Source organism: Brevundimonas fontaquae (assembly GCF_017086445.1).
In the GTDB taxonomy this organism is placed as follows: domain Bacteria; phylum Pseudomonadota; class Alphaproteobacteria; order Caulobacterales; family Caulobacteraceae; genus Brevundimonas; species Brevundimonas fontaquae.
On sequence record NZ_CP070968.1, the window covers coordinates 2,784,214 to 2,808,916 of the forward strand.

The following is a 24,703-nucleotide window of genomic DNA, read 5'->3' on the forward strand; positions in this document are numbered from 1 at the left end:
GATGACCACGCCGCTGATGTACGCCGTCCAGGCCGCCGCCCTGTGGAGCGGCCTGCTGATCCTGATGATGCTGGTCTTGTCGGGCATCGTGGTCAGCGGGCGGCGAAAACATATGGTGTCGTTCGGCGACGGCGGAAACGCGGATCTGATGGCCGCCAGCCGCGCCTTCGGCAATCTGGTCGAATATGCGACGCCCGGCATGATCGCCATGCTGCTGCTGGCCGCCGTCGGCGCGCCGGCCTGGATGGTTCACGGGGTCGGCGCGACGCTGTTCGTCGGCCGGGTCGCCCATGCTCTGGGCCTTTTGCTGCAGACCGGGCCGTCGCTGGGTCGCGTCGTCGGCATGCTGCTGACCTGGGTGGCGCTGCTGACGGCGGCTGTGGGCCTGATCGCCTTCGCCGTCGTCTGACGCGGTTGCGGTGCAGCAGGTTGCGGTGCAGCGGGGCGTCAGCCATATCGGGGCATGACTGAAACCCTGGCCGCGCCCGTTTCCACCGATCTTCTCAACGACATCGTCAAGGCTGCGCTGAAGGCCGGCGCCGACGCCGCAGAGGCGGTCAGCGCTGATCGCCGATCCCTGTCGGTCGGGGTGCGCAACGGCAAGCTGGAAGACGTCGAACGCGAGGAATCGCGCGACCTGGGCCTGCGCGTGTTCGTGGGCCAAAGGCAGGCGTCGGTCTCGGCCTCGGATCTCTCGCCCGCGACCCAGGCGCGCTTGGTCGAGCGGGCGGTGGCCATGGCGCGGCTGGCGCCGGAAGATCCCCACGCGGGTTTCGCACCCGAAGATCGGCTGGCGCGGGGGCCGTTCATCGATCTTGACCTGTTCGATCCGAGCGAACGCACCGCAGAAACTCTGGAACAGGTCTCGGCCGAGGCCGAGGCGGCGGCCTTGGCGGTCCCCGGCGTGGCGCGGTCGGAAGGCGGACACGCGGGCTGGTCGTCCAGCCGCTGGCGGCTGGTGACCTCTCACGGGTTCGACGGCGCCTATGAAGGGTCGGCCTTCTCGCTGGGCGTCGGCGTCATCGCCGAAAAGGATGGCGCGATGGAGCGCGGCGGCGAGAGCCGTTCGACCCGACACCTGTCCGACCTGCCGGGCGCCGACCTGATCGGGCGCACCGCCGGCGAGCGCGCGGTCGCCCGCGTCGGCCCGCGCAAGATCGCCTCGACCACCGCGCCCGTGATCTTCGACAACCGGATGGCGGGCCAGATCGTGTCGCCGGCCATCGGCGCCATTTCCGGCCCGTCGATCGCGCGCGGCACCTCCTTCCTGAAGGACCGCATGGGTCAGCGCGTGTTCGCCGAGGGCGTCACCCTGATCGACGATCCGTTCCGCCCGCGCGGCATGGGATCGACCCCATTCGACGACGAAGGCGTAGCGGTTCAGAAGCGCGCCCTGTTCGACGACGGCGTCCTGACCACCTGGCTGTTGAACAGCGCCTCGGCCAGGCAACTGGGCCTGGAAAGCACCGGCCATGCGTCGCGGGGGCTGGCCGGGCCATCCGGCGTCTCGACCCACAATCTGCATATGGAGCCGGGCGAGCGGGATCTGGCGGGCCTGATGGCGGATGCCGACACCGGCCTGTTGGTGACGTCGATGTTCGGCCCGTCGCTGAACGGCAACACCGGCGACTGGTCCGCCGGGGTGTCGGGCTTCTGGTTCGAGAACGGCGTGATCGCCTATCCGGTCAGCGAGGTCACGGTCGCGGGCAAGCTGACCGACCTCTATCTGCGCATCCAGCGCGGTTCGGACTTGGAGTTCCGGGGCGGGTTCAATGTGCCCAGCCTGATGTTCGATGCGGTGGCCATCGCGGGCAAATGATCGACTTGCACGCCGACCTCGACCTGATCCGCCAGGCGGCCATCGACGCCGGGGCGCTGGCCATCGCCGAGCGTGAGGCGGGGCTGAAGATCGAGTCCAAGGTCGGCGGTTCGCCCGTCACCAGCGGCGACCTGAAGGTCGACGCCATGCTGAAGGACAGGCTGCTGTCGGCGCGGCCCGACTATGGCTGGCTGTCGGAAGAGACGGCGGATACGGCCGAGCGTCTATCGAAACGACGCATCTTCGTGGTCGATCCCATCGACGGCACCGTCGCCTATATGAAGCGGACGTCGTGGTGGTGCGTGCCCATCGCCGTCGTCGAGGACGGCGAGGTCGTCGCCGCCGTCATCCATGCGCCTGAGGTGGACGAGACCTATGTGGCGACGCGTGGCGGCGGGGCGCGGCGCAACGGCAAACCCATCCACGCCTCAGATGTCGATACGCTGGAGGACGCCTCGATCCTGGGCGATGCGCGACTGATCGAAGCGCCCTATTTCGCCGACGAACCCTGGCCGTCGATGCGTTTCGAAAAGCGCAACGCCCTGGCCTATCGAATGGCGCTGGTCGCCGCCGGCGCTTTCGACGCCGCCCTGGCCCTGACGCCGAAATGGGACTGGGACGTCGCTGCGGGCTGGCTGATCGCGACCGAAGCCGGCGCCAGGGTCAGCGATCACCACGGACGGCCGTGGGCGTTCAACCGGCCCGATCCGCGTCAGACTAGCCTGGTCTGCGCGGCGCCGATCATCCAGCCGATGATCGTGCGGCGCTGTAAAAACGTGCCGCTTTCGACCTAAGGCGAGGGCGGAAAAACCCGGCCCACATTGATCCGAGGGCGTTCTCGGCCTATGCCGCGCGCAAACCTCCCTCCCCCAAAGCCCTCCGGCCCAGCCTTCAGGATTTCCGATGACCGATCAGAACGCCGTCCCGCCGCAACTTCTGCACATCGTGATCGGCGGCGAGCTTCGTCACCTGGGCGAGCCGACCTTCCGCGACCTGTCGCAGGTCGAGTTCGTCGGCGCCTTCGGCAGCTATGACGAAGCCAAGAAGGCCTGGAAGGCGCGCGCTCAGGCGACCGTGGACAACGCCCACATGCGCTATTTCATCCTGCACGCCCACAAGCTGATCGATCCGCGCGGCGACGCGACCTGAACCGAGGACTGAGTGCGACATCGAGGGGCCGAACCGGCTCCTCGATCCGACGTTCCGATCTGTAGGCGAGGACGACGATGAACCTGGAACCGCAACAGATCTTCCAACTGGTCAGCCTGCTGGCCGTGCTGGCGCTGTTCAGCTTTTCGCTGCGCGGCCACATCGACTACGCCCGCTGGTTCAAACGGTGGGAGGCCGACCGCAAGGCCCGTCGCGACGCCGAACTGGCTGCCGAGGCGCGCGCGAACGGCGAAGCCGGAGACGAGCCGAAAACCGGCCCTTGGGGCTGAAGCCCCTACTCCCGCCGCAGCAGCTTGTCGGTCAGCAGCGTGCCCCACCAGCCGGCCTTGAACTCGGCGCGGATGGCCTTGGGGTCGTAGTCGGGGCTGTCGACCCAGTCGATAAAGCTGACGCCCTTCGGCTCGATCTCGTCGACGTATTTTTCCAGCGTATAGTCCAGCACGCCGGTCAGCCCCTCGCGCGAGTGCAGATATTTCTTGGAGAGCTGCTTCATGGCGACCGAGATCGGCTCGCCCAGGTGGAAGTGGCGATAGAAGACCGCCATCATCCCCGCCCGATCGGCGCCGGACTTGCAGTGGATCAGCACCGGATACTGGATCGTCCTGAACAGCTCGCGCGCGCGGTGGATGCGCACGGTCTCGGGCGGATCGCGCGAGTCCAGCGGCGCGTCGATCAGGGTCAGGCCCAGCCGCTCGCAAGCGTCCTTCTCCAGCCAGTAATAGCCCTCGTCCCGCTCGCCGCGCAGATTGATGACCGTCTTGACGCCCTTAGACTTCCAATAGGCCAGCTGGCGCGGCGACGGCTGATTGGTGCGCACCAGATCCGGGCCCAGCCAGTGGGCGTTGGAAAAGGCCACGCGTAGAAACGCGTGGTCGGCCCAGAAATAATGCCAATGCGCCCGAAAACGGCCCATCGCGGTCGAGAGGTCGAAGCGCGCCATGCCCGCCAGATAGCGATCCGACGCCGCCGCGTCATCCGATCTCGATCCTGATGCGTTGGAATGTTTGTCGAGACCGGAGAACAGCCCGATGAGAACCCTGGCCGCAGCCGCCGTCGTCGCCGCCAGCCTGTGGGCCGGCGCGTCCGCCGCCCAAACGCCGCCGCCCGAAGACCCCGCCCTGATCGCCTATCTGCGTGACCGGGCCACGGAGGCGCTGGACACCACCCGCTATACGGCCGCGATCACGCCGGACGGGGCGATGACGCTGGTCTATCTGACCGGGCCGAACTGGTGCGGCTCCGGCGGATGCCGACTGCTGGTGCTGGACCGCACCGGCGCGACCTATCGCTCGGTCGGCGAGATCAGCGTCGCGCGCGCGCCGATCCGGCTGCTGGAGCGACAAACCCATGGCCGACGGGATCTGGGCGTCTATGTCGCGGGCGGCGGAATCACCGAAGGCTATGAGGTCGCTGTGCCGTTCGACGGGCGTCGATACGCGTCCAATCCGACGGTTCCGCCCGCGGTAAGGATCCAGGAAGCGCCCGGCGAAACCCTGATCCGCGCCGACGAGCCGGGCCGTGCGCTGGAACCGTCGCCGGACAAGCCTTGACTTGAACGGCGGCTCGGACGACCGAGAGCCGATGACCGTCGCCGCCTCCGAAACCATGCCGCTCCGCGCCCTGCTGGCGCGGATTTGGCGCGACTATCTGTCCAAGCACACGGGATCGTTGATCCTGTCGGTCCTGTGCGCGGCGACGACGGGTCTGCTGACGGCGGCGCTGCTGAAGCTGCTGGAGCCGGCCGTCAACGGTCTGTTCCTTGGTGGGACCAGGCCGATCAGCCTGTTCGGCCTCGTGACCTTTCCGGCCGACAAAGCCGTCGTCTGGATTCCGGTCGCCATTCTGACCGTCGCCATTGCGCGAACCCTCGCCGCGCTGGGTCAGGCGGCCCTGGTCAACCGGCTGGGACACACCATCGTCGGCGACATCCAGATTCGTCTGTTCGGGGCCATGATCCGCGCCGATCTGGCGCGCCTACGCAGTCAGCACTCGGGCGGCTTCGTCTCCTCGGTGCTGTTCGACGCCAATATGGTGCGCGAGGCCTTCACCTCGGGCGTGGTCAACTACACCCAGAACCTTCTGACCCTGATCGCGGTCCTGATCTACATGGGTTTCATCGACTGGCAGCTGACGATCGTCGTGCTGCTGGGCGTGCCGCTGGTGGCGCTGGTGCTGCGCCGCTTCGGGCGCAAGACGCGCAAGGCTGCCGTCGGCGCCATGGCTGAGACCGAGAACCTGTCCACCGCCCTGATGGAGAACCTGGACGGGGTTCGCCTGATCAAGATCGAGAACCGCGAGGCCGCCGAACAAGACCGCGTCGCCGAGGTGGTCGCGCGCCGCCAGCGCCACGTCATCAAGGGCGCCAACGCCCGCGCCTTCGCCGGTCCGTCCAGCGATCTGGTCGCCTATATCGTCGTCGCCGCCGTCATGGCCTACGCCGGATGGCGTGCGCAGTCGGGCGACATGACGGTGGGCGGGTTCGCCGCCTTCATCGGCATGCTGCTGGCCGCCGGCCAGGCTCTGCGCCAGGTGACCAACCTGGCCACCGTTATGAGCGAGGGCTTCACCGCCGCGCGGCGCCTGTTCGGGGCCCTGGACATTCAGCCGGAAATCCGTGAGGCGGCCGACGCCGCGCCCCTGGCCGCCGGGCCGGTGGAGGTCGTGCTGGACAAGGTGTCCTTCGCCTACGCCGGGACCGATGCGCCGACGCTGGACGGGGTGTCCTTGCGGGTCGCGCCGGGCGAGACGGTGGCGCTGGTCGGGCCGTCGGGCGGCGGCAAGAGCACGATCCTGAGCCTGCTGCCGCGCTTCTATGATGTGACGGGCGGGGCGGTGACGATCAACGGCGCAGACGTGCGCGCGCTTCGCATCCATGACCTGCGCGACCACATCGCCCTGGTGACGCAGGAGCCCTTCCTGTTCGACGACACCATCGCCGCCAACATCGCCTACGGCCGGCCGGGCGCGACGCAGGCGCAGATCGAGGACGCCGCGCGGTCCGCCGCCGCCCACGACTTCATCACCGCCCTGCCGCAAGGCTACGACACACGCGCGGGCGAGGCGGGTCTGCGCCTGTCGGGCGGCCAGCGCCAGCGGATCGCCATCGCCCGCGCCTTCGTCAAGGATGCGCCGATCCTGCTGCTGGACGAGGCCACCAGCGCCCTGGACACCGAGAGCGAGGCCCTGGTCCAGGCGGCGCTGGAGCGGCTGATGCAGGGCCGCGCCACCCTGATGATCGCCCACCGCCTGTCCACCGTCCGGAACGCCGACCGCATCTATGTGATCGAGGCCGGCCGCGTGGTCGAGGAAGGCGCGCACGACGCCCTGGTCGCCAGAGGCGGCCTCTATTCCCGGCTGGCGCGCCAGCAGTCGCTGGACGGCGCCCCGGCCACGGTCGAGACCGTCGCGTGAGGCCGTTTCGCAATCCCGTCGTCCAGTCCGCCCTGGCCTGGACCCTGGCGCAGTGGATGCGGTTCTGCATCAAGACCATCCGTTGGACCCACGAGAACCAGGCGGTCGCGGAAAAGGTCTGGGACCAAGGGGGCGGCGTTCTGTGTGTCTTCTGGCATTCTCGCATCGGCCTGGCGCCCGCGTGCTGGCCGCTGGACCGGGCGCAACCGGCCAAGGCCCTGATCTCGCTATCCGCAGACGGCGAGTTCATCGCCAAGGCCGTGGCGCGTCAAGGCTTCCCCGCCGTGCGTGGATCGTCAGCCAACAAGGACAAGGCCGCAGCCGCCAAGGGCGGGGCTCAGGCTCTGCGTGACGGACTGAAACAACTGAAGGTCGGCGCCCTGGCGATTACGCCCGATGGGCCGCGCGGCCCGGCGAACGTCATGGCCGAGGGCCTGCCGCTGATGGCGAAATTGTCCAAGGCGCCCGCCCTTTTCATCGGCATGTCGTGCAATCCGGCGATCCGGCTGAAGAGCTGGGACCGGGCCATTCTGCCTCTGCCCTTCGGCAAGGGCGCGATCGTCTGGGACCGCACCGACTTCCCCGCCGAGGCCAACATGGCCGATGTCGTGGCCGATTGGACCGCGCGGCTGAACGCCGTCGAGGCGCGGGCCGATGCGATCACGGGCCTGAAGCCGTGAGGATGCAGCCGTGACGCCGCTGCCGCTGATCGCCTATCGGCTGGCGACGCGCGCGCTGGAGCCGCTGGCCCCGCGCCTGCTGGATGCGCGCGCCAGGCGGGGCAAGGAAGACCCGGTGCGGGTGGACGAGCGGATGGGCTTCACCCGCACCCCGCGCCCCGAAGGTGATCTGGTCTGGCTGCACGGCGTCAGCGTGGGCGAGAGCCTGTCGCTGCTGCCCGTGGTCGAGCGGCTGACGAAAGCGCGGCCCGACCTGACCGTTCTGGTCACCTCCAGCACCGTGACCTCGGCGCATATTCTGGCCGAACGGCTGCCGGCAGGCGTGATCCACCAATATGCGCCGGTCGATGCGCCGGGCGTGGTCGAGCGGTTCCTGAACCATTGGCGACCCAGTTTGGCGGTCTTTGTCGAAAGCGAACTGTGGCCCAATCTTTTGCTGGAGGCGCGTCGGCGAGGCGTGAAACTGGCCCTGGTCAGCGCGCGGATCACCGAAAAGACGGTCGAGGGCTGGGCGCGGTTTCCAGCCTCCGCGCAGGCGCTGACCGGCGCCTTTGATCTAGTCCTGCCGCAGGATGCGATCTCGGCCCAGCGGCTGGAGAGCCTGGGCGCGCGGATCGACGGGCTGGTGAATCTGAAACTGTCCGGCGAGGCCTTGCCCCACGACCCCGCCGCCTTCAGCCGTTTGAGCGCCGCCATCGGCGACCGGCCGGTGATCGTCGCCGCCAGCACCCATGAGGGCGAAGAGATCGCCATCGTGCGCGCGCTGGACCATTTGAGTGAACGGGTCTGCCTGATCCTGACGCCACGTCATCCCGAGCGGGGGGCGCACATCGCCCAGGCGCTTCAACACGACGGCTACGCCTTCGCCATGCGCTCGCGGGGCGAGACGATCGCGCCGGACACCGACATCTATCTGGCCGACACCCTGAACGAGATGGGTCTGTTCCTGCGCCTCGCCGATGTGGTGGTGATGGGGGGCTCGTTTGCGCCCGCCATCGGCCTGCCCCCCGTCGGCGGGCACAATCCGCTGGAGCCCGCGCGGCTGGGCAAGCCGACGATCACGGGGCCGGATGCGTCCAACTGGGCGCCGGTGACTGCGGCCCTGGTCGAGGCGGGGGGCCTGGCCCTGGTTCAGGCGCCGTCCGACCTGCCCGGCGTGATCGAACCCCTGCTGGAAGATCTGAACGCGGCCAAGGCCATGGGCGAACGCGGGCGTCGCGCAGCGGTCGAGGCCGGAGGCGGGTTGGAGCGACTGTGGGCGCTGCTGTCACCGCTGATGCCGCAGAGGCAGGGCCGGCGATGAAGCTGAACACGCCGCGCTGGTGGTATGTGCGCGACAGCAACCACGCCCGAATGACGCGCACGGCGCTGAAACCACTGGGCTGGATCTGGGCCGCCGTGACCGCGCGTCGGATCGCCAAGACGGCGCCGGTCGACCCCGGCTGCGCGATCATTTCGGTCGGCAATCTGACGGTCGGCGGATCGGGCAAGACGCCGGTCGCGCGCGAAACCCTGCGGCTGCTGCGCGCGACGGGGGTCGAGGCGCAAGGCCTGTCGCGCGGCTATGGCGGGCGGCTGGAGGGGCCGGTCCGGGTCGATCCTCAAATCCATACGGCCGACGATGTCGGGGACGAGCCGCTGATGCTGGCGCAGGGGGCGCCGGTCTGGATCGCGCGCGATCGCGTGGCGGGCGCCAGGACCGCCGTCGCGGATGGAGCGCAGGCTCTGGTGCTGGACGACGGCCATCAGAACCCGGCGCTGAAAAAGACCGTCAGCCTGATCGTCGTGGACGGCGAGACGCGCGGTGACGAATGGCCGTTTGGAGAGGGGTCGGTGTTCCCTTCAGGCCCGATGCGCGAGCCGCTGAAGGCCGGGCTGGCGCGCGCCGACGCCGTGGTTGTCATGCTGCCGACCGATGTCGAAGAGCCCGATCCCGAACTGCTGGCCGTGTTCGGCGCTCTGCCCGTCTTCGTCGCGCGCCTGACGCCCGAGGGGCCGCCGCCGTCGGGGCTCCAGGTCGGGTTCGCCGGCATCGCCAAGCCCTGGAAGGTCGAGCGGTCGCTGAAGGCGGCGGGCTGCGACCTGGTCGACTTCGTCCCCTTCCCCGACCACGCGGCCTATAGCGACGCCAACATGACGTTCCTGACCGACCGGGCGGCGGTGTTCGACGCTGGCCTGGTCACGACCGAGAAAGACTGGGTCCGGCTGACGCCCGAGCAGCGCAAGGACGTCGTCCCCTGGCCGGTCGTCGCCCGGTTCGAGGACGAGGCGGCTTTCGCCGCCTTCCTGCGCGAGAGGATTCAGTCGGCGCGATAGACGACGCCGGACTTCATCACGAACTTCATCCGCTCCAGCTCGGTCACGTCCGTCAGCGGATCGCCCGAGACGGCGACGATGTCGGCGGGCATGCCTACGGCGATCTTCCCGGCCTCATTGGCGATGCGCAGGTGTTCGGCGGCGCCGACGGTGGCGGCCTGGATGGCCTCAAGCGGGCTCAGGCCGGCGCGGACCAGAAGCGCGAACTCCTGGGCGTTGTCGCCGTGGGCCGAGACGCCCGAATCGGTGCCGAAGGCGATCTTGACCCCGCCCTCATGCGCGCGGCGCGCCATGTCCAGCATTTTGGGACCGGCCTCCAGCGCCTTGGCCGTCTGGGCGGGGGTGAAGAAGTTGTCGGGGCCGGAGGCGATGCGCGCCACGAAATCGCCAGCCAGCAGCGTCGGGATCAGCCAGGCGCCGTTCGACTTGAACAGGCGGATCGACTGATCGTCCAGATAGGTGCCATGTTCGATGGAATCGCCGCCGGCCCGCAGGAAGGCGTTGATGCCGTCCACCCCGTGGGCATGCGCCGTCACCTGGCGGCCCATGCGGTGGGCGCTGCCGACGATGGCGGACAGTTCGTCGTCGCTGAACTGCTGGTTCAGGCCGGCGGCGGTGTTGGACAGCACACCGCCCGTCGCGGTGATCTTGATGATGTCGGCGCCGGCGCGAACCTGGGTGCGCACGGCCCGCATGCAGTCCTCAGGTCCCGAGCAGATGCTTTCGGACGACAGCAGGTGCATGACGTCCTCGCGATAGCCGTTGATGTCGCCATGCCCGCCGTGGATCGAAACCGACGACCCCGCCGCAATGATACGCGGTCCCGGCACATCGCCATTCCGAACGGCGTTTCGCAGGGCGAAGATGGCCTGGTTCGAGGCGCCCAAATCCGCCACCGTCGTAAAGCCCGCCATCAGGGTGCGACGCGCATAGCGGGCGCCGACCATCGCCTGGTCCGCGTCCGAAAGCGTCACCTCTTCGAGGCGTGCATTGGGGTTCTGCTGGCCGGTCAAATGGACGTGGCTGTCGATCAGACCGGGCAGGACAAAGGCCTGGCGCAGGTCCACGACCTTGCCTTGAGAAGGGTCGCCGACGAAGCCGTCGCGCACTTCAACGACCTGGTTCCCTCTGATCACGAGAGTTTTATCGCGCTGCACAACGCCGTTCGACGGATCCGCAAGCAACCTTCCGGCTTCAACGAACGTTGTATTGGGTTGCGTCGAAACGCCTGTGGCCACGGGGGTTTGCTGGGCGTGAGCGCTTACCGCCGACGCCATCAGCGCCGCCAGCGCGATTCCGAAACGCTTCATCGATCTCTCCCCGCGACGCGTCGGCCGCAAAAATGCCCCACAAGGCTCAGGTTGCCTCGCCCGTAACCACCTGAAACAAACACGCCTCAAGACCAACCGCAACGAGGGCGTCGCATGCGGCTATCGAGACGAGGACTTATTCTGGGCGGATCGGCCATGCTGGCGGGATGCGCCAGCGCGAGCGCTACGGCGCCGCTGACGACGGCTCAGAACGGAACTCCGATCGCCATGCCACAGGTCGGTCTGCCCACGGTCCAGACCTCCGCTGTGACGCCGCCGCTGGATCCGCGTGGTCACGTTCGCAAGGACCTGATGGAGCGCGCCATGACCGCGCTGGACACCCATCATCACCGCCTGCCTCTGCGTGACCGGATGTATTTGGTCGACTTCCAGAAGTTTTCGGGCGAGGAGCGGCTCTATGAGGTCGACCTGATCGCGGGTGAAGTGAAGGTGCTGCGCACCTGCCACGGCCGGGGATCGGATCCCAGCCACACCGGCTATGCCCAGCGCTTTTCCAACACGCCGGATTCCAACATGTCCTCGATCGGCGCCTATGCGACGGCGGGCGCCAACTGGGGCGCGCAACAGGGGCCGAACGTGCTGCTGGACGGGCTGGAATACACCAACGACAGGGCGCGCGAGCGGGCCATCATCATCCACGGCGCCGACTACGCCGATCCCGACTTCCTGGCGCGCGAAGGCAAGCTGGGTCGCAGCTACGGCTGTTTCTCGGTCGCTCACACCGACCTGCCGGCGTTGCGCGAACGCATGGGCGAAGGCCGGCTGCTGTTCGCAGCGGCCTAAGGCCTAGCGCTCGGGCCGTCGGGCGGAGTGGCGGATGGTGATGATGCGGATTTCGTCGGCCAGGATAGCGTATCGGATCACATAGGGGCGGATCGAAACAGCCTCGCGAAGCCCATGCCTGATCTGCCTGCCACGGTCGGGAAAGGCGTTCAGGCTTTCAGCCAGATCAATTAGACGAACGGCCAGACGGATCGCAGCGGGAAGGCTGAAGCCCTGCACATAGGATTGAATGGCGATCAGGTCTTCCCGAGCTTGCTCGGTCCAGACTACTCGCCGCATTTCGGCGGCGGGAGCGGATTGTCCGCTCCCCACGACAGAAGCCAGCGCTTCATCGCCTCATGACTGATGATCCGTCCCGCCTCGATGTCGGCAAGGCCGCGCAGCGTCGCCGCCTCGTCGGCCTCGTCGTCGGGGATGTCGAAGATGCCGGGCTCTTCGTCTTCATCGTGGGATGCGGGATGCGCCATAGGCGGGCCTCTATCACATCCCGCCGATACGGTCAGCCGCGATCCAAAGCGCGCCAGCCGATGTCGGAGCGGTTGAAGCCGCCCGGCCAGTCGATCTTGAGGATGGCGGCATAGGCGCGTTCGCGGGCCTGGGCGATGTCGTCGCCCTCGGCGCAGACGTTCAGGACGCGCCCGCCCGAGGCGGCCAGCAAGCCGTCGTCGCGGCGCTTGGTTCCGGCGTGGAAGACCTGGACATGAGGGCCGAAGTCCTGATCGGCGCCGCGAATGATCGAGCCTTCCAGCGGGCTGTCGGGATAGCCCTTGGCGGCCATGACCACACAGATCACCGTCTGGGGCTTGAAGGCGGGAGAAGCCAGGCCCGAGACGTCGCCGCGCGCGCAGCCCAGCAGATAGGGGACGATGTCGCCCGCCATCCGCATCATCAGCACCTGGCATTCCGGGTCGCCGAAGCGAGCGTTGAACTCGACCACCTTGGGGCCGTCCTCGGTCGCCATCAGGCCGGCGTAGAGGACGCCGCGATAGGGGGCACCCTCCTCCGCCATCTTGCGGATCGTCGGCTGGACGATCAGCGCGTCGGCCTGCTGCACCAGCTCGGGCGTGAAGACGGGCGCGGGCGAATAGGCGCCCATGCCGCCGGTGTTCGGACCAAGGTCGCCGTCGAACGCGCGCTTGTGGTCCTGGGCGCCGCCGAACAGAAGGGCGCGTTGACCGTCGCACAGGGCGAATAGCGAGCCTTCCTCGCCGTCCATGAACTCCTCGATCACGACGCGGGCGCCGGCCGCGCCGAACCGGCCGCCCAGCATCCGTTCGATTTCGGCCTCGGCGTCGGGGCGGTCGGGGCTGATAGCCACGCCCTTGCCGGCGGCCAGGCCATCGGCCTTGATGACATAGGGCGGCCGGAACACGTCCAGCGCCGCCTTAGCGTCCTTGACCGTGTCGTAGACGCCGTAGCCGGCGGTGGGGATTTCGTGCCGTTCAAGGAAGCCCTTCGAAAAGGCCTTCGAGGTTTCCAGCTGCGCCGCCTTGGCGGTCGGTCCGAAGCAGGGAATGCCGGCCGAGGCCAGCCGGTCAGCCAGACCAGCGGCCAGCGCCACCTCGGGCCCAACAACGACCAGATCGGCCTTGATCTCTCTGGCCAGGGCGGCCAGGCCGTCGGCATCGTCCGCCTTGACGGCGCGCAGCTCGCACAGCTTCTCGATGCCAGGGTTGCCCGGTGCGGCGACCAGGCGCGTGACCAGCGGAGACTGTGCGATCTTCCAGGCCAGGGCGTGTTCGCGGCCGCCCGATCCGACGAGAAGAATGTTCATGAGATCGGGCAATGACCGGCCGGCGCCGGCCGGTCAAGCGCCCGTCAGACTTAACGCCGCATTCAGCGTTCAATCAGCGAACGGGCGGGGTCCAGGCCGGCAGGGCCTGAAGCTGGCCGGGCGTCAAATCGGTGACCAGATCCCGGTCGCCGTTGCGGTCGATCGGAGACACGTCCGCGACCGGAACCAGCACCTTCATGTCGCCAGGTCCCTCCAGTTCGACGACCAAATGGGTCAGGGCGCCCGAAGCGTCCAGCACGAGGGTTTCGACATCGCCCAGATCGACGTTGGCGCGCGAATACAGGTCCGCATCCTCCAGCTGATCGCGGGTCATGTTGAAGGCCAAGGCGGCGTTCGAGGCGGCGGCATCGGCCTTCTGCTTCGGCAAGGCGACGGGCGCTGCGCCCGGCGCAGGGGCCTGGACCACATCGTCGTCGCGATCCGAGCAGGCGAAGACGCCGCCGGTCAGGCACAGAATGGCGGCGAGCGGGACGATGCGCTTCATACGGCCTCCTTGGGAGTTAGAGCAGGGCCGAGACGACATAGACGCCCAGCCCCAGCAGAATAATGCAGCCGATAATCAGCCACGGGCTCATGGCCCCGCCGCCCCCGGCGCGGCGCGACAGATCGCGCTCGTGCGGGTCACGGTCAGAAGGATCGGTTCCGGGCGGGTCGGCGGCCATGAAAGTCGAACGGCAGGGCGCGCGCAGCGTTCCCGGGCGGATCGACGCAGGCTAGGATGTCTTCATGAGCGACGACTCCTACGTATTCGAAGGCCCGGCCGAGGTCCCTGCCCCGCGCGACAACAATCCGCCCCTGTCGATCTCGGAACTGTCGTTCGCGCTGAAGCGCACGCTGGAAGACCGGTTCGGCCACGTGCGGCTGCGCGGCGAGGTCTCCAAGGTCAATCGCCACGCCTCGGGCCACATCTATCTGACGCTGAAGGACGACAAGTCGGCCATCGACGGCGTCGTGTGGAAGGGGTCGGTGCGCGGCCTGGGCGTTCAGCCCGAAGCGGGGCTGGAGGTCATCGTCACCGGCAAGATCACCTCCTATCCGGCCAGATCCTCCTATCAGATCGTGATCGAGAGCATGGAGGCGGCCGGAGCGGGCGCCCTGCTGGCCCAGTTGGAACGGCTGAAGGTCCGGCTGCGTGAGGAAGGGCTGTTCGAGCCGGGGCGCAAGAAGCCCCTGCCCGCCTTTCCCAAGACCATCGGCGTGATCACCAGCCCGACCGGCGCGGTGATCCGCGACGTGCTGCACCGGATCGCGGAACGCTGGCCCTGTCGCGTCATCGTCTGGCCTGTGGTCGTTCAGGGCGATTCGGCCTGCGGTCAGGTGTCGAACGCCATTCGCGGGTTTGACGGGATGACGCCCGACGGGCTGATCCCCCGCCCGGACCTGCTGATCGTCGCGCGCGGCGGCGGGTCGGTCGAGGACCTGTGGTGTTTCAACGACGAAGGCCTGGCGCGGACCGTAGCGGCGGCGCGCATTCCGATCATCTCGGCCGTCGGGCACGAGACCGACACCACCCTGATCGACTTCGTGTCGGATCGCCGGGCGCCGACCCCGACCGGCGCCGCCGAAATGGCGACGCCGGTGCTGGCGGACCTGCGCTACGCCGTCGCCGACATGGACCGGCGCATGGTGCAGGCGGGCGGACGGCTGATCGAGGATCGACGCACGCGCCTGCGGGCGGTGGCGCGCGGCCTGCCGGCGCGGCCGGAGGAACTGCTGGCCCTGGCGCAGCAGCGGCTGGACCATGTGTCGAGCCGGCTGGGATCGGGCCTGCAACACAACGTCGCCCTGCACGAGCGGCATCTGGCGGTGACGGGCGGCAAGCTGGGCCCGGCCATGCTGCGCACCCGGATCGAGCAAGGTCAGGACCGGCTGCGCGGCGCGGGCGATCGGCTGGGCGCGGCGCTTCAGGCGGGCGTGGCGCGCGGCGAGCGGCGATTGTTGCAGGTCTCTGGGCGGCTGTCGCCCGAACCGCTGCATCGACGGCTGGACCAGCGTCAGGCGCGGCTTGAAGCCGTCGGCGCGCGACTGGACGGGGTCCTGCCCCGCCGACTGGAGCGCGAAGCCGATCGGCTTGCGGCGCTGTCTCGCGCGCTGACGACCCTGGACCCCGGCCGTCCCAAGCCGGGCTTCGCCCGCGTGGAAGATACCAGCGGCGACTGGATCACCTCGGCCAGGGGGCTGGAGGCGGGTCAGGCGGTCCGGCTGGTGTTCGGCGACGGCGTTCAGCCCGCGACGATCAACGGCGGCGAACCCCGTCCGTCCCCGCCGCGTCCGGCGGCCAAGCCGAAGCCGACCGCCGCCGATCAGGGCAGCCTGTTCTAGCATCTCAACGACCGTCATTCCGGGGCGTCCGCAGGACGAACCCGGAATCCAGGCGGCGGGCATCCGGCGTCGGATGCATCTATCAGCGCGCCTGTGGTCCTGGCTTCCGGGTTCTTCGCTCCGCTCAGCCCCGGAATGACGGCCGTTTGGTTGGTCACCGAGTGTGGACAGGTCGTGGTCCAAGGCGAGCTATTCCAACTGCGCGGTTTTCCTCTTCGCCCCGACGGCGCTTCCTGCTAACCGGCCCAGCATGAAGATCACGCGCCTCGCCGTCACCGCCTATGTGTTCGCCCTTCTGATCATCGTTCTGGATCAGCTGACCAAGGCCTGGATCATCAGCGGCCTGTCGCTGCAGGAAGTCGGCCGCATCCCCGTCTTCCCGCCGATCCTGAACTTCAGCTGGGTCGAGAACACCGGCGTCAGCTTCGGCCTGTTCGGCGGCGGCGAGGCGCGCTGGGGCCTGGCCATCTTCTCCATCGTCGTCTCGGCCGGCCTGGCCTGGTGGGCGACGCAATCGAACCGACGCCTGCTGATAACCGCAATCGGTTTCGTCATGGGCGGGGCGCTGGGCAATGTGATCGACCGGATCCGCTTCGGCTATGTGGTCGACTTCATCGACTTCTCGGGCACCGGCGTGTTTCCCTGGGTGTTCAACGTCGCCGACAGCGCCATCACCATCGGCGTCGTGCTGCTGATCATCGACAGTCTGGTGTCTGACAAACCCGCCAAGGTTGGCGCGGCCGTCGAAAAGTCGTAATCACCCCGTCTTCACTATGCCGACTGCGCCATCGCGGCGCTTCCTGCATCAGCCGACCAGAGCCTGAAACCATGCGTATCCGCAGTGTCGCCGTCCTGACCCTCGTCGCCTCCTCCGCGCTCGCCGTCTCGGCCTGCGGCAGCATCAAACAGGGCATCGGCCTGACCAAGGTGGTGCCGGACGAGTTCGTGACCGTCTCGACCGCCCCGCTCAGCATTCCGCCGGAATACGGCCTGCGTCCGCCCGCGCCCGGCCAGCCGCGCCCGCAGGAACTGGCCCCCGAAAGCGCCGCGCGTCAGATCCTTCTGGGTCAGCGTCAGGCCGTCACCCGCACGCCGGGCGAACAGGTCCTGGTGGCCCAGGCCGGCGGCGACCAGGCCGATCCGCTCGCCCGCTATGTCGTCGATGACGAGTTCGGCGATCTGGCGCACAAGGACGAAAGCTTCGCCAACCGCCTGATGTTCTGGCGCAAGGACGACGCCTCGACCCAGGCCCCGACGGTTCGCCAGACCGCCGAAGGCCAGAAGACCATCGACGCCTCGACCGAGGCCGCCCGTCTTCAGGCTCTGACCGGCGGCCAACAGGCCATCACGATCCAGCCGCGTCGCAGCAGCGGCTTCAAACTGCCGGGCCTGTAAGGACTAATACGACGGGCGTTTGCCACGGCAGCGTCCGTCCTTATTGTAAACGGACCTGATCAGGAGCCGTTTGCATGACCGAAACCGTCGATATCGCCGCCCTGTCCGGGATCGACCAACTGCGTCTGGGCATGACGGGCGGCTTCATCGCGCCCATCGCCCGCACTGTCGGCTTCGAACTGACCGAAGTGGAAGAAGGCCGGGTGGTGTTCGAGGCCATCCCCACCACCGCCGTCTATAATCCGCTGGGCACCGTTCATGGCGGCTGGATCGCAACGGTGCTCGACTCGGCCTGCGGCTGCGTCGTCCATTCGACGCTTCGGCCGGGCCAGACCTATACGACGCTGGAGCTGAAGACCGTTTTTCACAAGGCGCTGACCGCCGGCACGCCGGTTCGGGCCGAGGGCCGGATCGTTCAGGCCGGTCGGCGCGCGGCCTTCTCGGAGGCCGATCTGCGCGGCCTGGACGGCAAGCTCTATGCGACCGCAACCTCGACATGCCTGGTCATGGAACGTTGAGGACAGCGCTGAGGGCAGCAAGCGTTTGCCGCGCCTCGCTTTAGCCGCTATCAGCGGCGAGCGTTGATGATCGGCCGCCGATCGTCGTGCGCCCTCTCTCGCTGTCGGAAAAATAAGCTGATGCGTCGCGTGTTCACCGCCCTGGCCGCCCTCTCCATCGCGGCCTCCGTCCTGCCCGTCGCCGCCGAGGCCCAGACCTCCCAGCGTCAACGCGAGCGCGGCGGGCAACAGCAGCAGGCCTCGGGTGAAGACGCCGCGCCGTCGCGCGCGCCGCGCATCGCACCCCTGCGTCGCCGCGCCAACGCCGGCCCCTGCCCCTATGTGAAGATTCTCTACGACGCCGCCCGCTACGTCGAACTGGAAGGCGGCCGCGCCGCCGTGGCCAATGTCGGCTACACCGGCGAGATCGAAGGCATCTCTTCGGACTGCGAATATCGCGAGGCCGATCCGATTCGCGTCGACATGGACGTCCTGTTCAACCTGGGTCGCGGCCCGCAGGCGACGGGCGAGCAACGCACCTACCGCTACTGGATCGCGGTGACGGAGCGGAACAACGCCATCCTGTCCAAGGAATATTTCGACCTGCCGGTGAACTTTGAGGGCCAGCGCACCGCTTCGGTCACTGAAAAGCGCACCATCGTCATTCCGCGCGCCGGCATCGAAACCAGCGGCAGCAACTTCGAAATCCTGGTCGGTTTCGACGTGACGCCGGAAATGGCCGAGTTCAATCGCTCGGGCAGCCGCTTCCGCGTGAACGCCGGCACGACGCCGGCCGCGCCCTCGCCTGCCTCTGCGCCGAGCCAATAATGTCTGATCTGAAGACCGTCCTCAGCGAAGCGGTCGCCGCCGCCTTCGCCGCCGAAGGCGTGGATGCGGCCTTGGCCCGCGTCACCCCGTCGGACCGCCCCGACCTGGCCGATTTCCAGTCCAATGGAGCCCTCGCCGCCGCCAAGGCGCTGAAGGCCAATCCGCGCGAACTGGCCGGCAAGATCGCCGAGCGCCTGAGCGCGGATGCCCGCTTCGCCTCGGTTGAGGTCGCCGGACCGGGCTTCATCAATCTGAAGCTCTCCGACGCGCTGCTGGCTGAACGGGCGACCGAGGTGGCTAACGACGCCGCCCACGCGGGCGCCGCGACCGTGGCCGAACCGCGCCGGGTGGTGATCGACTACGGCGGTCCCAACGTCGCCAAGCCGATGCACGTCGGCCATTTGCGCAGCGCCATCATCGGCGAGAGCCTGAAGCGGCTGTTCCGCTTCCGGGGCGACGACGTGACCGGCGACGCCCACTTCGGCGACTGGGGCTTCCAGATGGGCCTGCTGATCGTCGCCTGCGGCGACGAAGGTCTGGCCGACGCCTTCATGGTCGAGGGCGACGGTCCCTTCCCGACCGAAAGCCCGGTGACGCTGGCCGACATGGACCGCCTTTATCCGCAGGCCGCCGGCAAGGCCAAGGAGGATCCGGTCTTCCGCGATCGCGCCCGCAAGGCGACGGCGGAACTTCAGAATGGCCGTCCCGGCTACCGCGCGCTCTGGCAGCATTTCGTGGCGGTCAGCCGCGAGGCGCTGAAGCGCGAATACGGCGACCTGTCGGTCGATTTCGACCTGTGGAACGGCGAAAGCGACGCCGATCCGCAGATGCCGGAAATGCTGGCGCACCTGAAAGAGACCGGCCTGCTGGTCGAGGACGACGGCGCCCAGGTGGTTCACGTCGCCAAGCCCGGCGAGACGCGCAAGAAGAAGCTGCCCGATGGCTCGGTGATCGAGGCCCCGTCTCCCCCGCCCCTGCTGGTCATCAGCTCGGAAGGCTCGGCCATGTACGGCACGACCGACTTGGCCACGATCCTGGACCGCAAGAAGGCTCTATCGCCCGACCTGGCCCTCTACGTGGTCGACGAACGCCAGGCCGAGCATTTCGAACAGGTCTTCCGCGCCGCCTATCTGGCCGGCTACGCCGAACAGGGCGCGCTGGAGCATCTCGGCTTCGGCACGATGAACGGACAGGACGGCAAGCCTTTCAAGACCCGCGCGGGTGGCGTGCTGAAGCTGCGCGACCTGATCGATCAGGCGACCGAAAAGGCGCGAGAGCGCCTGCACGAGGCCAAGCTGGGCGACGACCTGTTGCCGGAAGAGTTCGAGGCCATCGCGCACAAGGTGGCCATCGCGGCCCTGAAGTTCGCCGACCTGTCGAACGCGCGCACCACCAGCTACGTGTTCGATCTCGATCGCTTCATAAGCTTCGAGGGCAAGACCGGGCCGTATCTGCTGTATCAATCGGTCCGCATCAAATCCCTGCTGCGCAAGGGCGCCGAACAGGGGCTGACGCTCGGCGCCATCGTCATCGCCGAACCGGCGGAGCGCGATCTGGCCCTGACGCTGGACGCCTTCTCGACCGCCGTGTCGGACGCCTACGACAAGCGGATGCCGCATCTGGTCGCCGAACACGCCTATCGCGTGGCCCAGTCCTTCTCGAAATTCTACGCCGCCTGCCCCGTGCTGATCGCGCCGGACGAAGCGACCAAACGCTCGCGTCTGGCCCTGTCCGCTGCGGCTCTGCGCCAGCTGGAAATCGCGCTGAACCTGCTGGGCATCGACACGCCGGAGCGGATGTAGGCAGATCTGAATCCTCCCCCGTTCACGGGGGAGGGGGACCGCGAAGCGGTGGAGGGGGCGGATACGCCCCGGCGCCCGCCGGTCAGAACCGAGCCTGTTTTCGCCCCCTCCACCATGCTGCGCATGGTCCCCCTCCCCCGCCATGCGGGGGAGGATCGCCGTTTCGGATGACGCCTCGAACCTGATCCTTTAGGCTAGCGGCCGTTACGGAGCCGCTCCTCATGTCTAATCTTGACGCCTATATCGCCGGCCTGCCCAAGGCCGAACTGCATCTGCATATCGAGGGCTCGCTGGAGCCCGAGCTGATGTTTGAGCTGGCGCAGCGCAACGGCGTCGCCATACCCTACGACAGCGTCGAGGCGGTGCGGGCGGCCTATGATTTCTCGAACCTGCAGGACTTCTTGGACATCTATTACGCGGGGGCCGCCGTCCTGCTGACGCGGCAGGATTTCGAGGATCTGGCCTTCGCCTATTTCCAGCGCGCGGCGGCGGATAATGTGCGCCACGCCGAAATCTTCTTCGACCCTCAGACCCACACCGACCGGGGCGTGCCGTTCGGCGTGGTGGTCGAGGGGCTGATCGCGGGCATGGACCGGGCCAAGGCGGAGCTGGGCGTGAGCAGCGGCCTGATCCTCAGCTTCCTGCGCCACCTGACCGAGGAGGAGGCGTTTGCGACGCTGGAGGCGGCCAAACCCTATCTGCACCATTTCATCGGCGTCGGACTGGATTCGTCGGAGGTCGGCCATCCGCCGTCCAAGTTCCAGCGCGTCTTCGCCGCCGCGCGTGAGCTGGGCCTAAAACTGTGCGCCCACGCGGGCGAGGAGGGCCCGCCCGCCTATGTGCACGAGGCGCTGGACCTGCTGAACATCGACCGGATGGACCACGGCAATCGCTCCATGGAGGACGAGGCGCTGGTGCAGCGGCTGGTCGCCGAGCAGATGACCCTGACCATCTGCCCTCTGTCGAACCTGAAACTGTGCGTGGTCGATGATCTGAAGGCCCATCCCGTCCCCGAGATGCTGCGGCGGGGCCTGCACGTCACCCTGAACTCCGACGACCCGGCCTATTTCGGGGGATATGTGAACGACAACTACAGCCGTTTGGCTGAGGCCGTCGGCCTGACACGCGATCAGGTGACGCAACTGGCGAAGAACAGCTTCGAGGGGTCGTTCCTGGGCGAGCCGGAGAAGGCGGCCTACCTGGCTGAGGTTGATGCCTACGCGAGGCGATGAATACCGCTCAAGCCGTTCTGGCCATCGCTGGCTGGTTCAGCTTGGCGACAGGCATGGTCAGCAGCATGGGCGCACATCTCGCGGCCGACCACAGAAGGCGAAACGGGCTCGTTCCCCGGAAGACCCCGGACTTCTACGACTTCTCGAGAAATGTCTTTTACTTCGGCATAGGGCCGTCGTTCAGGACGATCTTTTCCGGCGCACACCGTCACTATAAGAGCCGCTTCATAACGCGCTGCGTCAAAGTCGCGCGGGTAGCTTTCGTCCTCGCCGCGGCCTTCCTCGCTGCATTCGTCATAAGCCTGGTCATCTGGTGATCGACGCCCTTTAGATCGCTTCATGTTCCTGTTATGTTCCGGCGATGGAGAGGACAGGATCACCGGTGGAAGACGAGGCGAACCTCCGTTGGTTGTTCGTTGATCTGAACGCCTTCTTCGCCAGCGTCGAACAGCAGATGAACCCGGACTGGCGGGGCAAGCCGGTCATCGTTCGGCCGGCGATGAGCGAATACACCGGCGCCATCGCCGCCAGCTATGAGAGCAAGGCCTGGGGCGTTCACACCGGGATGCGGGTGTCCGAGGCGCGCAAACTGTGCCCTGACCTGATCGTCGCCGAGGCGCGCCCCGACCTCTACGTTAAAATCCATCAGCAGATCATGGCCGAGATCGATCGCCATGTTCCGGTGTGGAAGGTCGGTTCGATCGACGAATGCTCGTGCGAACTGCTGGGTCCGGAACGGCTGGAGGCGAACGCCGTCGCCCTGGCCCGACGCATTCAGGCGGGCATCCTGCAAAACGTCGGCGACTGTCTGCGGTCGTCCGTCGGGCTGGCGCCGTCGCGTTTCCTGGCCAAGACCGCCTGCGGCATGCAGAAGCCCGCCGGGTTGACGGTGCTGCGCGCCAACGAGCTGCCCGGCCCCCTGCTGGACCTGCCGCTGTCGAAATATCCAGGCATCGGCTCGCGCATGCAGATCCGGTTGCAAGCGGCGGGCGTCACCGACACGGCCGGCCTTTGGAACATGAGCGCGAAACAGGCCCGGGCGGTCTGGAACAGCATCGAGGGCGAACGCATCTGGCGCGGCCTGCACGGTCTGGACAGCGAGCCGACGCCGGAAAAACCGCCCGCCTCCATCAGCCATAGCCACGTCCTGGCCCAGGCCATGCGGACCCCGGACAAGGCGCGGGCCGTGGCGCGGCGGCTGGTGGTCAAGTGCGGAGCGCGTCTGCGGCGCCTGGGCCTGACCGGCGCCAGCCTGACCCTGCATCTGGACATGGGGCCGAAAGCGACGCCTCGAAGCGGTCGCCGCGGCTGGGAAACGGCGGCGATGAGTTGCCCCATCGCGCCGACGCAGGATACCTTCGCCCTTCTGGCCGCGCTCGAGAGTCTGTGGCGCAAGGTCGAGCCGGAGCTGGAGGCGGGACGCCTGAGCTATGTCGGGGTCGGGGTGCACGGCCTGAAATCCCGCGACGCTTTCGAGACGGACCTGTTCGCCGCCGGTCCGGATCAGGACGGCGACGCCCCGTCTCTTCGCCTGTCCCAGGCGCTGGATGCGCTGAACCGCCGCTACGGCAAGGACACCGTCAGCATCGGCCCCAAGGCCGGCCTGCCCGACTATATCGGCGCCAAGATCGCCTTCACCCGCATCCCCGAGGCCGAGGATTTCTGGGAGTGAGGCCCACCTAGCTCAGCAGGGACGCGGCCGCGATCTCAGCCACGCCCAAGGCCCGGAAACTGTCTTGGGCCGCCGTCTCGGTCTGCGACGCGATGGCCCGGCTGGCGTCGGAGATCACCACGGCTTCGAACCCCTCGCGAACCGCGTCTTCGGCGGTGAAGCGGACGCAGTAGTCGAAGGCCAGACCGCACAGGAAAACGCGCTTCACGCCCAGTTCACGCAACAGGCCGGACAGCCCCGTCGGGGTGCGGCGATCGTTCTCGAAAAAGCCGGAATAGCTGTCGACCGCCGGATTATAACCCTTGCGGATCACGGCCATGGCCTTCTCGACCGTCGGCGCTGCATCAGGATGAAAGTCGGCGCCAGGCGTGCCCTGAAGACAATGATCCGGCCACAGCATCTGGCGACCATAGGCCACCTCGATCTCGGTGAAGGGCGCAGCGCCGGGGTGATTGGAGGCGAAAGAAATCTGGTCCGGCGTATGCCAGTCCTGGGTCACGATCACCCGGTCGAACCGAGCCGCCAGCCGGTTGATCAGCGGCATGATCCCCGCGCCGCCCGCCACCGCCAGACGGCCGCCTTCACAGAAGTCGTTCTGCGGATCGATGACCAGAAGGGCGTCGCTCATCAGACGCCTGCGTAGGCGTCGATCTCGTTGGCCGAACCGAGCGCGACGGGGATGCGCTGGTGCAGATGCTCGGGCTGCACGTCCAGAATGGCCTGGCGTCCGTCCGTCGTCGCCTTGCCGCCGGCTTGTTCGACCAAGAAGGCCATGGGATTGCCTTCGTACATCAGGCGCAGCTTGCCCGGCTTGTTCGGCTCGCGCCGGTCCCAGGGATAGAGGAAGACCCCGCCGCGCATCAGGATACGGTGAACATCCGCGACCATGGCCGCGACCCAGCGCATGTTGAAGTTCTTGGCCCGAGGCCCCTCTTCGCCCTTCAGCAGGTCGCCGACATAGGTCTGCACCGGCTCGGCCCAGTGGCGCAGGTTCGACATGTTGATCGCGAACTCCCTGGTGTCCGGCGAAATGGAGATGTCGTCGTGGGTCAGGATCCAGTCGCCGTCGTTCGACAGGGTGAATCCTTTCACGCCCGCGCCGGTCGTCAGCACCAGCATGGTCTGCGGCCCATAGACGGCGTAGAGGGCGGCGACCTGATTGCGGCCGGGCTGCATGAAATCGGCCTCTGTCGGGGTCGCGGTCGTGGACTTCAGCACCGAGACGATGGTGCCGACGGGCGCATTGATGTCGATGTTGGACGAGCCGTCCAGCGGGTCGAACAGAACCAGATAGTCGCCGGCCGGATTGGAGGCCGGCTGGACCTCGTCCATCTCTTCCGACGCGACGCCGGCGACGGCCGGGCTGGCCAACAGGGCCTCGGTCAGCATGTCGTTGGTCATGACGTCGAGCTTCTTCTGCTCCTCGTCCTGCACATTGATCTGACCCGATGCGCCCAACGCTCCGGCCAGGGCGCCGCCCGCGACCACCTTGCTGATGTCCGCGCAGGTGGCGGCGACCACGGTCAGAACCGTTTTCAGCCCCTCGGGCGCATCCAGGGCGGCGATATGGGCGTCAAGGCGTGTGCGGGTCATGCGGTCGGTCCGGTTCTGGGCGTTGCGCCGTTTTGGCCGCGGTCAGGCCCCAGGGCA

The 24,703-nt window shown here is 67.7% G+C and carries 29 protein-coding genes; 20 read left to right on the forward strand and 9 right to left on the reverse strand.

Annotated features, from left to right (window positions below):
• Position 1 precedes the first annotated feature (1 nt).
• The 5 genes from JX001_RS13630 to JX001_RS13650 all read left to right on the forward strand — a co-directional run bounded on the left by JX001_RS13630 (position 2) and on the right by JX001_RS13650 (position 3,258).
• Positions 2 to 409 carry an MAPEG family protein gene (locus JX001_RS13630; protein WP_017505339.1) on the forward strand — a complete coding sequence of 136 codons (408 nt, stop codon included), beginning with the start codon at positions 2 to 4 and terminating at the stop codon, positions 407 to 409.
• A gap of 54 nt (positions 410 to 463) precedes the next feature.
• On the forward strand, positions 464 to 1,819 hold the full coding sequence (locus tag JX001_RS13635) for a TldD/PmbA family protein (protein ID WP_205681413.1): 1,356 nt from the start codon (positions 464 to 466) through the stop codon (positions 1,817 to 1,819).
• Complete coding sequence (locus JX001_RS13640) at positions 1,816 to 2,613, forward strand: 3'(2'),5'-bisphosphate nucleotidase CysQ (RefSeq protein ID WP_205681414.1); 798 nt, start codon at positions 1,816 to 1,818, stop codon at positions 2,611 to 2,613. The genes JX001_RS13635 and JX001_RS13640 overlap by 4 nt, the downstream gene beginning before the upstream one ends.
• A gap of 109 nt (positions 2,614 to 2,722) precedes the next feature.
• Positions 2,723 to 2,968 (forward strand): DUF4170 domain-containing protein, encoded by a 246-nt coding sequence (locus JX001_RS13645; protein WP_205681415.1) that lies wholly within the window; start codon positions 2,723 to 2,725, stop codon positions 2,966 to 2,968.
• Between the two features lie 77 nt (positions 2,969 to 3,045).
• Positions 3,046 to 3,258, forward strand: coding sequence for a hypothetical protein (locus JX001_RS13650; RefSeq protein WP_137721191.1), 213 nt, complete (start codon positions 3,046 to 3,048; stop codon positions 3,256 to 3,258).
• A 5-nt stretch (positions 3,259 to 3,263) separates the two neighbouring features.
• Here the strand turns inward: JX001_RS13650 and JX001_RS13655 are convergent, their stop codons facing one another.
• Entirely contained in the window at positions 3,264 to 3,929 is a 666-nt protein-coding gene (locus JX001_RS13655; protein WP_205681416.1) for a fused DSP-PTPase phosphatase/NAD kinase-like protein, read from the reverse strand.
• 88 nt (positions 3,930 to 4,017) lie between these two features.
• Between JX001_RS13655 and JX001_RS13660 the strand changes: the two genes are divergently transcribed.
• From JX001_RS13660 to lpxK, 5 genes are read left to right on the forward strand one after another with little or no spacing between them, the layout of a single operon-like run.
• Complete coding sequence (locus JX001_RS13660; RefSeq protein WP_205681417.1) at positions 4,018 to 4,539, forward strand: COG3650 family protein; 522 nt, start codon at positions 4,018 to 4,020, stop codon at positions 4,537 to 4,539.
• A gap of 31 nt (positions 4,540 to 4,570) precedes the next feature.
• Positions 4,571 to 6,400, forward strand: coding sequence for an ABC transporter ATP-binding protein (locus JX001_RS13665; protein WP_205681418.1), 1,830 nt, complete (start codon positions 4,571 to 4,573; stop codon positions 6,398 to 6,400).
• The gene (locus JX001_RS13670; protein ID WP_205681419.1) at positions 6,397 to 7,080 is read left to right on the forward strand and encodes a lysophospholipid acyltransferase family protein; all 684 of its coding nucleotides are present in this window, start codon (positions 6,397 to 6,399) and stop codon (positions 7,078 to 7,080) included. Before JX001_RS13665 ends, JX001_RS13670 begins: the two co-directional genes overlap by 4 nt.
• 10 nt (positions 7,081 to 7,090) lie before the next feature.
• On the forward strand, positions 7,091 to 8,383 hold the full coding sequence (locus tag JX001_RS13675; protein ID WP_205681420.1) for a 3-deoxy-D-manno-octulosonic acid transferase: 1,293 nt from the start codon (positions 7,091 to 7,093) through the stop codon (positions 8,381 to 8,383).
• Entirely contained in the window at positions 8,380 to 9,396 is a 1,017-nt protein-coding gene (gene lpxK / locus JX001_RS13680) for a tetraacyldisaccharide 4'-kinase (protein ID WP_205683198.1), read from the forward strand. Before JX001_RS13675 ends, lpxK begins: the two co-directional genes overlap by 4 nt.
• Here lpxK and JX001_RS13685 read toward each other — a convergent pair.
• Positions 9,381 to 10,706 carry a metal-dependent hydrolase family protein gene (locus JX001_RS13685; RefSeq protein ID WP_205681421.1) on the reverse strand — a complete coding sequence of 442 codons (1,326 nt, stop codon included), beginning with the start codon at positions 10,704 to 10,706 and terminating at the stop codon, positions 9,381 to 9,383. The two genes, lpxK and JX001_RS13685, sit on opposite strands and share 16 nt — an antisense overlap.
• 114 nt (positions 10,707 to 10,820) lie before the next feature.
• Here JX001_RS13685 and JX001_RS13690 point away from each other — a divergent pair, with 114 nt between their 5' ends.
• Positions 10,821 to 11,510, forward strand: coding sequence for a murein L,D-transpeptidase catalytic domain family protein (locus JX001_RS13690; RefSeq protein WP_205681422.1), 690 nt, complete (start codon positions 10,821 to 10,823; stop codon positions 11,508 to 11,510).
• A 3-nt stretch (positions 11,511 to 11,513) separates the two neighbouring features.
• Here the strand turns inward: JX001_RS13690 and JX001_RS13695 are convergent, their stop codons facing one another.
• From JX001_RS13695 to JX001_RS13715, 5 genes are all read right to left on the reverse strand, one after another.
• On the reverse strand, positions 11,514 to 11,789 hold the full coding sequence (locus tag JX001_RS13695; protein ID WP_017505326.1) for a type II toxin-antitoxin system RelE/ParE family toxin: 276 nt from the start codon (positions 11,787 to 11,789) through the stop codon (positions 11,514 to 11,516).
• On the reverse strand, positions 11,777 to 11,977 hold the full coding sequence (locus tag JX001_RS13700; RefSeq protein WP_017505325.1) for a hypothetical protein: 201 nt from the start codon (positions 11,975 to 11,977) through the stop codon (positions 11,777 to 11,779). The genes JX001_RS13695 and JX001_RS13700 overlap by 13 nt, the downstream gene beginning before the upstream one ends.
• Positions 11,978 to 12,009: 32 nt before the next feature.
• A complete protein-coding gene (purD, locus tag JX001_RS13705) occupies positions 12,010 to 13,284 on the reverse strand; it encodes a phosphoribosylamine--glycine ligase (RefSeq protein WP_205681423.1) in 1,275 nt (424 codons plus the stop codon).
• Positions 13,285 to 13,357: 73 nt separating this feature from the next.
• Positions 13,358 to 13,789, reverse strand: coding sequence for a PRC-barrel domain-containing protein (locus JX001_RS13710; protein ID WP_205681424.1), 432 nt, complete (start codon positions 13,787 to 13,789; stop codon positions 13,358 to 13,360).
• A gap of 16 nt (positions 13,790 to 13,805) precedes the next feature.
• Positions 13,806 to 13,967 (reverse strand): hypothetical protein, encoded by a 162-nt coding sequence (locus JX001_RS13715; RefSeq protein WP_165115848.1) that lies wholly within the window; start codon positions 13,965 to 13,967, stop codon positions 13,806 to 13,808.
• A gap of 64 nt (positions 13,968 to 14,031) precedes the next feature.
• On the opposite strand from JX001_RS13715, the gene xseA reads away from it, so the two are divergent.
• The 9 genes from xseA (at position 14,032) to JX001_RS13760 (ending at position 23,053) form a co-directional block, all read left to right on the forward strand.
• A complete protein-coding gene (gene xseA / locus JX001_RS13720; RefSeq protein ID WP_205681425.1) occupies positions 14,032 to 15,627 on the forward strand; it encodes an exodeoxyribonuclease VII large subunit in 1,596 nt (531 codons plus the stop codon).
• Positions 15,628 to 15,877: 250 nt separating this feature from the next.
• Positions 15,878 to 16,384 carry a signal peptidase II gene (gene lspA, locus JX001_RS13725; protein ID WP_055804071.1) on the forward strand — a complete coding sequence of 169 codons (507 nt, stop codon included), beginning with the start codon at positions 15,878 to 15,880 and terminating at the stop codon, positions 16,382 to 16,384.
• 71 nt (positions 16,385 to 16,455) lie between these two features.
• Entirely contained in the window at positions 16,456 to 17,022 is a 567-nt protein-coding gene (locus tag JX001_RS13730; RefSeq protein WP_205681426.1) for a DUF3035 domain-containing protein, read from the forward strand.
• Positions 17,023 to 17,096: 74 nt separating this feature from the next.
• Positions 17,097 to 17,540 (forward strand): PaaI family thioesterase, encoded by a 444-nt coding sequence (locus JX001_RS13735; protein ID WP_055804066.1) that lies wholly within the window; start codon positions 17,097 to 17,099, stop codon positions 17,538 to 17,540.
• A 120-nt stretch (positions 17,541 to 17,660) separates the two neighbouring features.
• Entirely contained in the window at positions 17,661 to 18,347 is a 687-nt protein-coding gene (locus JX001_RS13740; protein ID WP_205681427.1) for a Tat pathway signal sequence domain protein, read from the forward strand.
• Complete coding sequence (gene argS / locus JX001_RS13745) at positions 18,347 to 20,149, forward strand: arginine--tRNA ligase (protein WP_205681428.1); 1,803 nt, start codon at positions 18,347 to 18,349, stop codon at positions 20,147 to 20,149. The genes JX001_RS13740 and argS overlap by 1 nt, the downstream gene beginning before the upstream one ends.
• 221 nt (positions 20,150 to 20,370) lie before the next feature.
• Positions 20,371 to 21,381, forward strand: a complete 1,011-nt coding sequence (locus JX001_RS13750) for an adenosine deaminase (protein ID WP_205681429.1) — start codon at positions 20,371 to 20,373, stop codon at positions 21,379 to 21,381.
• Positions 21,378 to 21,698 (forward strand): hypothetical protein, encoded by a 321-nt coding sequence (locus JX001_RS13755; protein ID WP_165115837.1) that lies wholly within the window; start codon positions 21,378 to 21,380, stop codon positions 21,696 to 21,698. The genes JX001_RS13750 and JX001_RS13755 overlap by 4 nt, the downstream gene beginning before the upstream one ends.
• Positions 21,699 to 21,763: 65 nt before the next feature.
• Entirely contained in the window at positions 21,764 to 23,053 is a 1,290-nt protein-coding gene (locus JX001_RS13760) for a Y-family DNA polymerase (RefSeq protein WP_241004655.1), read from the forward strand.
• A 7-nt stretch (positions 23,054 to 23,060) separates the two neighbouring features.
• On the opposite strand, the gene pncA is transcribed toward JX001_RS13760, so the two are convergent.
• Together pncA and JX001_RS13770 are read right to left on the reverse strand one after the other, a co-directional pair.
• Positions 23,061 to 23,681 (reverse strand): bifunctional nicotinamidase/pyrazinamidase, encoded by a 621-nt coding sequence (gene pncA / locus JX001_RS13765; protein WP_174085722.1) that lies wholly within the window; start codon positions 23,679 to 23,681, stop codon positions 23,061 to 23,063.
• Positions 23,681 to 24,646, reverse strand: a complete 966-nt coding sequence (locus JX001_RS13770; RefSeq protein ID WP_205681431.1) for a class 1 fructose-bisphosphatase — start codon at positions 24,644 to 24,646, stop codon at positions 23,681 to 23,683. The genes pncA and JX001_RS13770 overlap by 1 nt, the downstream gene beginning before the upstream one ends.
• Positions 24,647 to 24,703: the final 57 nt, after the last annotated feature.